Source organism: Paenibacillus sp. FSL M7-0134 (assembly GCF_038007865.1).
Lineage (GTDB): Bacteria > Bacillota > Bacilli > Paenibacillales > Paenibacillaceae > Paenibacillus > Paenibacillus polymyxa_B.
In genome coordinates this window covers 1,192,997-1,200,995 of record NZ_JBBOXV010000001.1, presented here as the reverse complement: position 1 = coordinate 1,200,995, position 7,999 = coordinate 1,192,997, and the positions used below count along the sequence as shown (strand labels likewise).

Sequence of the window (7,999 nt, the reverse complement as noted above, 5' to 3'; positions counted from 1 at the left end):
CTTCCACCCTGTCATTGATCCAGTGAAACAATTTCTTCCGCCTCAACCACCAATCGATCCCCTACGGAAGCCCGACCGCTTCCAAGAATATAGCCCCGCCGACGCTTGATCACTTCAAAATAAAGATCAATTCGGTCCCCAGGCTTGGCCAAGCTGTGGAATCGAATTCCATTGAGGTTAGTCAGGTATGAAATTCCTTTTTTATCAATCGCAGCGAATGCCGCTAATTGTGCAAGCGACTCCACAATCAACATAGGAGGCATGTATGGGTTAGTGTCAGTAATGAACCACTCACTCCAGGTGACAAGCTTGTATCCCTTCGCCCATTGCGACGTTTCGTACCCGGTCACGCCATCCAACAGAAGAAATGGGTACCGGTGCGGAAGCACATCCGGGATATGGATCAGCTCTTCGCTCACAGGCTTATTCCCCTTCCCACTTGCGAACAGCAAGGCAGACGTTGTGCCCTCCGAAACCAAATGAATTGCTAATCGCCGCGCGGACCTCGCGTTCCTGATATACATGCGGCACAAAATTCAATTCAGGAGCTTCAGGATTGTCGCAATTGAGTGTCGGTGGTACTTTGCTGTGAATCATACTCTGCACAGTCGCAATTAATTCGACTGCCCCTGCACCGCCCATTAAATGGCCAGTCATGGATTTAATAGACGATATCGCCAATTGGGGGGCATGCTCCCCGAATACTTTTTGAATAGCGTTAATCTCCATACGATCATTAAATGGCGTACTCGTACCGTGGGCATTGACATAGTCGATTTCCTGCGGTGTTAAGCCGCCATCCTGCAGTGCGATGTTGATTGCTTCTGCCGGGCCGGAGCCAGAGGGATCTGGAGCCGTGATATGATACGCATCAGTTGTGCATCCGTAACCCACAACTTCGCCCAGAATGGTGGCTCCGCGGTTCAAAGCATACTCCAACTCCTCCAGCACCAAAACTCCTGCTCCTCCACCTATGACGAATCCATCACGATCCACATCAAACGGACGACTAGCCTTCTGCGGCTCTTCATTACGTCTGGAGAGAGCATGGATATTCGCAAAAGATGCCAGATCAAGCTGACTAAAATTGGCTTCTGCTCCACCAGCAACCACGACATCAGCCGTGCCGTACTGGATCGTACGTAATGCCTCACCAATGGCATTACTTCCTGTGGCACAAGCCGTAACCACAGCAAAAGAAGGCCCCTTGGCTCCAATAGCAATGGAGATTTCACCAGGTGCTGAATTAATCATCATCGAGGAAACAAAATAAGGAGAAACTCTTTTGGGACCAAGCTTTGTTAATTTCCCATAGTTCTCCTCTATAACGTCGAGGCCGCCTGCTCCAGAGCCGACAATAACCCCCACGCGACTTGCATTCCGCTCATCAATCACTAATTTTGATTGCTCCACTGCCTGCCGGGCAGCCGCCAAAGCAAACTGAGTGAACTGTGCGACTTTATTAGCTTCCTTCTTGCTCATATATTGCAATGGGTCAAAGCCCGTAACCTGTGCACCGATCTTTGTCGGAATGTCCGCTGTATCGAAAGCAGTGACAGGTCCGATTCCGCTTTTTCCTTCCAACAGTGAATTCCAGAAATCCGTAAGATTAAGCCCGACCGGCGTTACGACTCCCTGTCCAGTCACTACAACACGTCTTCTCACTGTATCCACGTCCTTCGTTGAAATTAATTCTTGGAAGCCTGTTGCTCGTAGAGAGGAAAGTCGCCATACACATGACTGATTTTTTCATGCACATCCGCAAGATCAGCATATACCTCGACGACCACAAGCTTGTTCTCCTGATACTTTTGCCAAGCAAGCTGAAGCTGTTCCCGTGCCTCTCCCTTACTCCGAATTGCAAGGCTTTCCACAAACTCATACTGAGGAATTTGAATTCCTGTCTTGGCCGCCTCAGAAACAAACGGGAGGGACTGCCCTGTGAGTTGTTTATAATTCATCTGATTCTGCAACCAACCATAGCCACCATTATTGAGTACGATATAGATTAACGGTATTTGATACTCCACCGCCGTCATAAAATCCGAACAGAAGAGATTGAACGCACCGTCACCTACAAGTGCCACTACTGGACGTTGTGTCGCCACGCTTGCTCCCAGAGCAGCCGCCGCACCGAATCCAAGACTCGTTTGATCACTAGGAACAATCGAAAGAGAACCGTGGGCAAAGCGAAAATATGGATAAAAATAGGACCACATATCCTGCAATCCATTCTCTTGAAGAAGCACCAGATTTTCAGGGAACTCCGTCTGAATCATGTCCAACAGCTCAGGAACGTGGATTCCAGGGGTCTTTTTCAGCTCTTCCAGATAAATAGCCCTGTGAGAAAAAGCCTCCTGTTTACAGCTCCTAATCGTTTCAAGCCACACTCCATCAGGCTCCTGCCCGCGCCGTTCAAGCCACTGCTCCACCGCTGCATATCCATCACCGAGCACCTTGATACCCTTGTACTCGTGTGCAAAATCCTCCAGATTTACATTGACTTGAATCAAAGGTGTATCCTGTAGCAAAATATCCCACTCAAAAGTAGCCGTTTCTTCCAATCGACTGCCCAGTGTGATTACCACATCAGATTCCTTCCAGATTTGTCTTAGACTGAGATCTGTATAGAGTCCTGCAACACCACAGAAGAGTTCGTGGTCTTCATCAACTACACCCCGTCCCGAGGCGGTTGCGAACAAGGCCGCTCCATGTTGGTTAGCGAACCGCTCAATCACATCACCTGTACCTGACTTCATGCCGCCTCCGACTAGAATGAGTGGTCTGCGGGCGTTCTCAATAATTTCCCACGATGCATCCAACTCCCGACGAGACGGAGAGCACGACAGCTTTTCTGGTGGGGTAAACTGAAGCCCTGTTGGCACAGGCTGGTCCATCAGGTTTTCAGGGAGTTCGATATAGACGGGACCCGGTGCTCCATTGATAGCCAAAAAGGCAGCCCGCTCCATCGCCCATACAAGCCGATCCACATGCTCGACACGATAAGCCCATTTTACGAGCGGCTTCACGAGTGAGATTTGATCGGCTTCCTGAAAGGATCGGGTACCCAGCTTGTCTCCGCCAGTGCCAAGCGCCAAAAGCAGGAGCGGAGCGCCCAGGTTCTTGGCCTCCAGTAGCCCTGTAAGTGTATTACTGAGCGCAGGGCCTTTCCCCACAACGCATACGGACATCTGGTTGGTGGTGAGCGCATAACCTGCTGCCATGAACACAGCATTACGTTGATCTTTGCACAGAATAAAATCCATACCGGATGAGGGGAGTGACGATACGATTTTGAGATCATCACTTGGTAATCCAAAGAGATGCTGAACCCCAGCCGATTTTAAGTAGCCAATGATGGCATCCCAAGGGAATAAACTCGCAGTCATACCAAACTCCTCTTTTCCGACAAATATTCTGCGACAATTTCTGAAATCAAGATCGGCTTCGAAATGAGCTTGAAATCGTAAAAAATATAGTTCGACATCGTGCCATAGCCACCAAAAGGCTTATTGCCTTGATCCACATCCTCAAGCGTCTGATTAATGGTCAGCGTGTGCTTCTTCCGCAGAACGTCCGCCAGGTGACTAGACCCGTATAAGCTGCAACCCATTGCTCGTTCACTGAAATAACTGGAGGAAATACGCTTGATCAGCTGCTCGTCGTCTCGGTAGCTAACCACGTTGAAGACCGGTGAAAAATACTCAATAATCTCCAAATCCTGATCTAGCTCGCTATATACAACCGTTGGCTCCATCTTTTTCGTACGGAAATCAATGCCACCGCCGTAAATAATAAACTTATCGTTCGTATTAAAATATTCAGAAACCGAGTTCAGCGCATCTTTATAGAAAATAGGGGAATAGTTTGCGTTCGGATCATCGTTGGCTCCAAACACAAGTTGGTCAAGCCGCATAATCAGCAGGTTTTTGAAGCTCTCTGTCACATCTTGATGTACCAGAATGATGTCGGGTCCCAGGCAGTCCTGTCCTGAGTTGAACAGTCTCATTCGGATTACATCGGTAACCGCCAGTTCCAGATCAGCATCGGGTCCGATGACGAAAGGATTGATCCCTTGTCCATAGAAGATGTAGAGTTGGTCTTTTCGGATTTGTTTTTTGATCTTCTCCGCATTGACATAGCTCCCGGTGAACACCACAATATCAGCTGGCATAACCGAATTTTCCATAAAAACCCTTTGACTGACCTTACGAATATAGATGGGTAATCCGTGTACAGCCTGAAGTTTTTCATGCAGCATGTTGACGTACTCGTTTACGTGAGAAGAAGGGCGAAAGTCTATATTTTCAACGTACAGGGACGGAATCAAGAGGTATAATGCATAGGAGTACAAAATGACGTTGGAAGGCATGAATACAGCCATAGATCGTTGCCAGCTTGGCTGATAGGTCTGCACTTCTTGCAGAGCACCTTGAAGTGTGAGGATCGTGGAGTCAATTTCTGCATTGGCGGCCCGATAGGATGAAAATTGCGTGAGAATATCCATCACTTCCTGCCGATTTTCAATCAAATAATTGAGGCACTTCAGAATAGATTCATGCCTTTCCAAAAACAGTGTGTTTTCTGCCAATTCTGGATTTATACTCATGGCACATTCTCCCTTTCCTATATGCGGTTTTGGTAAATATTTTGCTATACTTTGCGAGAAGCAACTTTCTCCAGGGCAATACGCTCCATCTCCAGCCGATCTACTTTTCCATTGCGATTTAAAGGAAAGTGGTCGAGCGGAAGCAAAAGATCGGGAAACATGTATGAAGGAAGTACACGATTTATTTCCTTACGGAGTACAGACAAGGCTTGCGAGGATTCGCCTTCGATGAATGCAACAAGCAATGTCCCTTTAGCCTCATCCTCCAAGGTGATCACGCAGGATCGGTAACCTAGCGAACCAATCCGATCCTCAATATAGACAGGAGATACCATATAGCCCATCCGGTTGACCGTCTTACCGCTGCGACCAATGACATACAGCATTCCGTCATCCAGATAGCCCAGATCCCCCGTCTTGAACCAGCCGTCCTGTAGAACCGATTGCGTCAAGTCTGGACGATTCAAGTAACCTTCCATGCGTCCAGCACTGTGTATCCACACTTCGCCTACGATACCATCCGCCTGCTGGTTGCCTGTAGAATCTAGTATTTTCAGATCCACACCAGGTAATGGTAGACCACAACCCTTCGGACATTCTAGCGTCCCCAGTGTAACGTTGCCCAGTTCAGAAAGGCCGTAACCATTCAGGAGGGGCTGTCCAAATATGTTGTTAAATTTCTCTTCAAGGTCTTGGGTAAGTGGGGAACCGCCTACGCACCACATGCGTACCGGAGCTTCCTTGACCATTTCCAGTTGTTCGGGTTTTCGGTTTAGCATACGCAACAAGGTGTAAAAAGCAGAGGGGTTAGCGTCTACGACCGTCGCCCGGTCTTTCGTAATACTTGCAATGACGCTCCAGAGGTTTTTGGGATTGCAGATGATGAGAGAACATGAGGTTAACCACCAGGAGAAAATAAGTGAGATTCCATAAAAATGAGAAAAAGGCACAACGGGGAGCATATGGTCAGACGGTAGGTAGTTCATGGCGTGTATGGAATGCCTGATATTCTCCATAAAAGCTGAACCAGCTTTCACGATTCCCTTGGGTTTTCCCGTCGTACCTGAAGAATACAGAATGAGCGCATCTGGCCTCTCGCACCACTTGTTAAAGTCGAGGGCTTCAAGCTTTGGCTCTCCCACCCAATCCGGGTGTACTGCTTCTTCTTGAATCAGATCTTGAATTAGAATAACGAGAGCATGAGGAAGTTCTAAATCGGAATCCGTAAGGATGCAACAGGCACCCGCTTCATCATAGATTTGAGCCACCTCATCGAGCACAGTCTGCTCGTCCACCACAGTCACCGAAACAGCGATATTACACAGGGAAAACAGAGACACAACAAACCAATAGGAATTGGCCGCTTTCAGAATCACTCTACCGTCTTCGGGAATTCCTCTGAGCGTCAACATCCGGGAGAAGATCGTAACGTCTCGCTCCAGACGCTCCCTAGTCATAATTCCTTCAGGTGAGATAATACGGCAATCCGTATGCGTAATAAGCACAACGTTCCCTCCTTACATCCCCGTAATATGGTATCCAGCATCTACATGGATAACTTCACCCGTAATGCCTCTCGATAAATGGGAAAATAGGAATAACGCCGTATCTCCGACTTCCGACGTATCAACCGTCTTGCGTAGGGGCGTAGTTTCTTCAATATGTTTGAGCATTGTGTTAAAATCTTTAATGCCATAGGCAGCCAAGGTCCGTATCGGACCAGCGGAAATCGCATTTACGCGAATGCCATATGTGCCCAGATCATTCGACAGATAGCGCATGCTGGCTTCCAGTGAAGCCTTCGCCACACCCATAACGTTGTAATTTTTGATCGCTCGTTCTGCGCCAATATACGTCATGGTGACGATACTTCCACCCTCTGTCATCAGTGGGTATACTCGACGGGAGACAGCAGCCAGAGAATAGGCACTGATTTCTTGTGCAACGGCGAATCCCTCACGAGAAGTGTCAACGAACAAGCCATCCAAATCCTCAGCCTTAGCATAGGCGACACTGTGAAAATAACCATGTAATACGCCTACTTTTTCTTTTAGAAAATCCGCCAATGCATCAAGCTCTTCATTGCTTTGAACATTACAAGGACAGACCAGTGCTCCTGGAATGGTTTCAACGAGCTTTAGTACCCGCTCTGCAACCCTCTCATTTTCGTAAGTAAAAATGAGCTGTGCTCCTTCAGCAGCTAAAGATTGAGCTGTCCCCCAGGCAATACTCCTGTTATTAGCCACGCCCATAATCAAAATGTTCTTACCGCTCAGTAGTACTGCCACAGAAACCACCTTTCTTTTTTACATTTTTAAACAAAATAACAACTTAACTGCGTATGTCTACATTTATAGACATATGTAATCTTTCCTGGAATATTATCGCGTTAATTGCCAAACTTGGATAAGCGACGTTTTAGGCAAATCACAAAATTTATTTTAAAATTTGTGGAACACATCTTGCATGCTGTCTGTCATCTCACAAAAAATAGTTGTGTTGCTTCCGTTGGTCTGTGTTCAAATCGAAAGGGATACATGTGTGTGAAAAAAGATAGCGAGGCAAAAATAAGGTGACTGTCAAAGTAAGTTAAACATAAAATCCTCATATTTTTGTAAATATTTACATTCCAACAACGGACTCACCCCATTTACCGGAAGTAACCACTTCATTTTCACCAACAATGAGTCTTCCGATTTGAACATCCTGAGTGACCAGCCAGATTTTATCTAATCTAAGTGTAAAGCTTAACCTCTATAGACTACGCTTTTGTTTTTTGGGAGCTAAAGTATAGCTAAAGGAGACAACAAAGTCGATTGCCAGAACGATCGCCCATGTTTGCATAATGCCCTCCAAAGACACCGTACGCTGCGGATCATCAACATACATAATGATGGCAAGCAACAAAGCATTACCTATAGCCCAGCCCAAAAGGTGAAGCAACCAACCTATCCGTTCCTCTTTTGCATGAGCAGCACCATACTTGCGTTCAGGCTTGGGTCCCTTACCAAACCAATGGGAGAACCGTACATCCGCCCACTTAATTAACCTATGACCAAATGCTACTGTAATACCAAAATAACAGGCCGCCAAGCCAGTAGCAGTCGTAATCTCCATGCCACTTTTCACCGTGATGAACACCGCAATCAGTAGCAGGATATCAATAATGGGGGTAAATAGTAAAAGAAGACCGCCTAATTTCTTCAAGCCAAACATATACCTTGCGATCAAGCCTGCAACAACAAAAACCCAAAATAAAACTTCAGCACTAATAATAAATAAATACATAATAGATGATTCCTTTCAAATTAGAAATTGGTATTCACCTCAACTATCCCCCTTTCATGCCCACTATCATACAATATTATACATAATATTCCTAGTATTTTG

At 46.6% G+C, this 7,999-nt stretch carries 7 protein-coding genes; all 7 read right to left on the bottom strand.

Translation table 11 applies throughout. From position 1 onward, the window contains the following. Positions 1-11: 11 nt before the first annotated feature. The gene (locus NSQ58_RS05305) at positions 12-419 is read right to left on the bottom strand and encodes a 3-hydroxyacyl-ACP dehydratase FabZ family protein (protein ID WP_025721676.1); all 408 of its coding nucleotides are present in this window, start codon (positions 417-419) and stop codon (positions 12-14) included. Positions 420-423: 4 nt separating this feature from the next. Continuing rightward, positions 424-1,665, bottom strand: coding sequence for a beta-ketoacyl-ACP synthase II (gene fabF, locus NSQ58_RS05300; RefSeq protein WP_053324335.1), 1,242 nt, complete (start codon positions 1,663-1,665; stop codon positions 424-426). Positions 1,666-1,688: 23 nt separating this feature from the next. Next, entirely contained in the window at positions 1,689-3,389 is a 1,701-nt protein-coding gene (locus NSQ58_RS05295; protein WP_264454313.1) for a thiamine pyrophosphate-binding protein, read from the bottom strand. Then, a complete protein-coding gene (locus tag NSQ58_RS05290; protein ID WP_075153521.1) occupies positions 3,386-4,609 on the bottom strand; it encodes an aldehyde dehydrogenase family protein in 1,224 nt (407 codons plus the stop codon). The genes NSQ58_RS05295 and NSQ58_RS05290 overlap by 4 nt, the downstream gene beginning before the upstream one ends. Before the next feature lie 44 nt (positions 4,610-4,653). After that, positions 4,654-6,114, bottom strand: a complete 1,461-nt coding sequence (locus NSQ58_RS05285; RefSeq protein WP_071559529.1) for a class I adenylate-forming enzyme family protein — start codon at positions 6,112-6,114, stop codon at positions 4,654-4,656. A 12-nt stretch (positions 6,115-6,126) separates the two neighbouring features. Continuing rightward, positions 6,127-6,897 (bottom strand): enoyl-ACP reductase FabI, encoded by a 771-nt coding sequence (gene fabI, locus NSQ58_RS05280; RefSeq protein WP_013308164.1) that lies wholly within the window; start codon positions 6,895-6,897, stop codon positions 6,127-6,129. A gap of 466 nt (positions 6,898-7,363) precedes the next feature. Then, positions 7,364-7,897: a hypothetical protein gene (locus NSQ58_RS05275; protein WP_023986462.1), complete on the bottom strand. Its 534-nt coding sequence runs from the start codon at positions 7,895-7,897 to the stop codon at positions 7,364-7,366. Positions 7,898-7,999 lie beyond the last annotated feature (102 nt).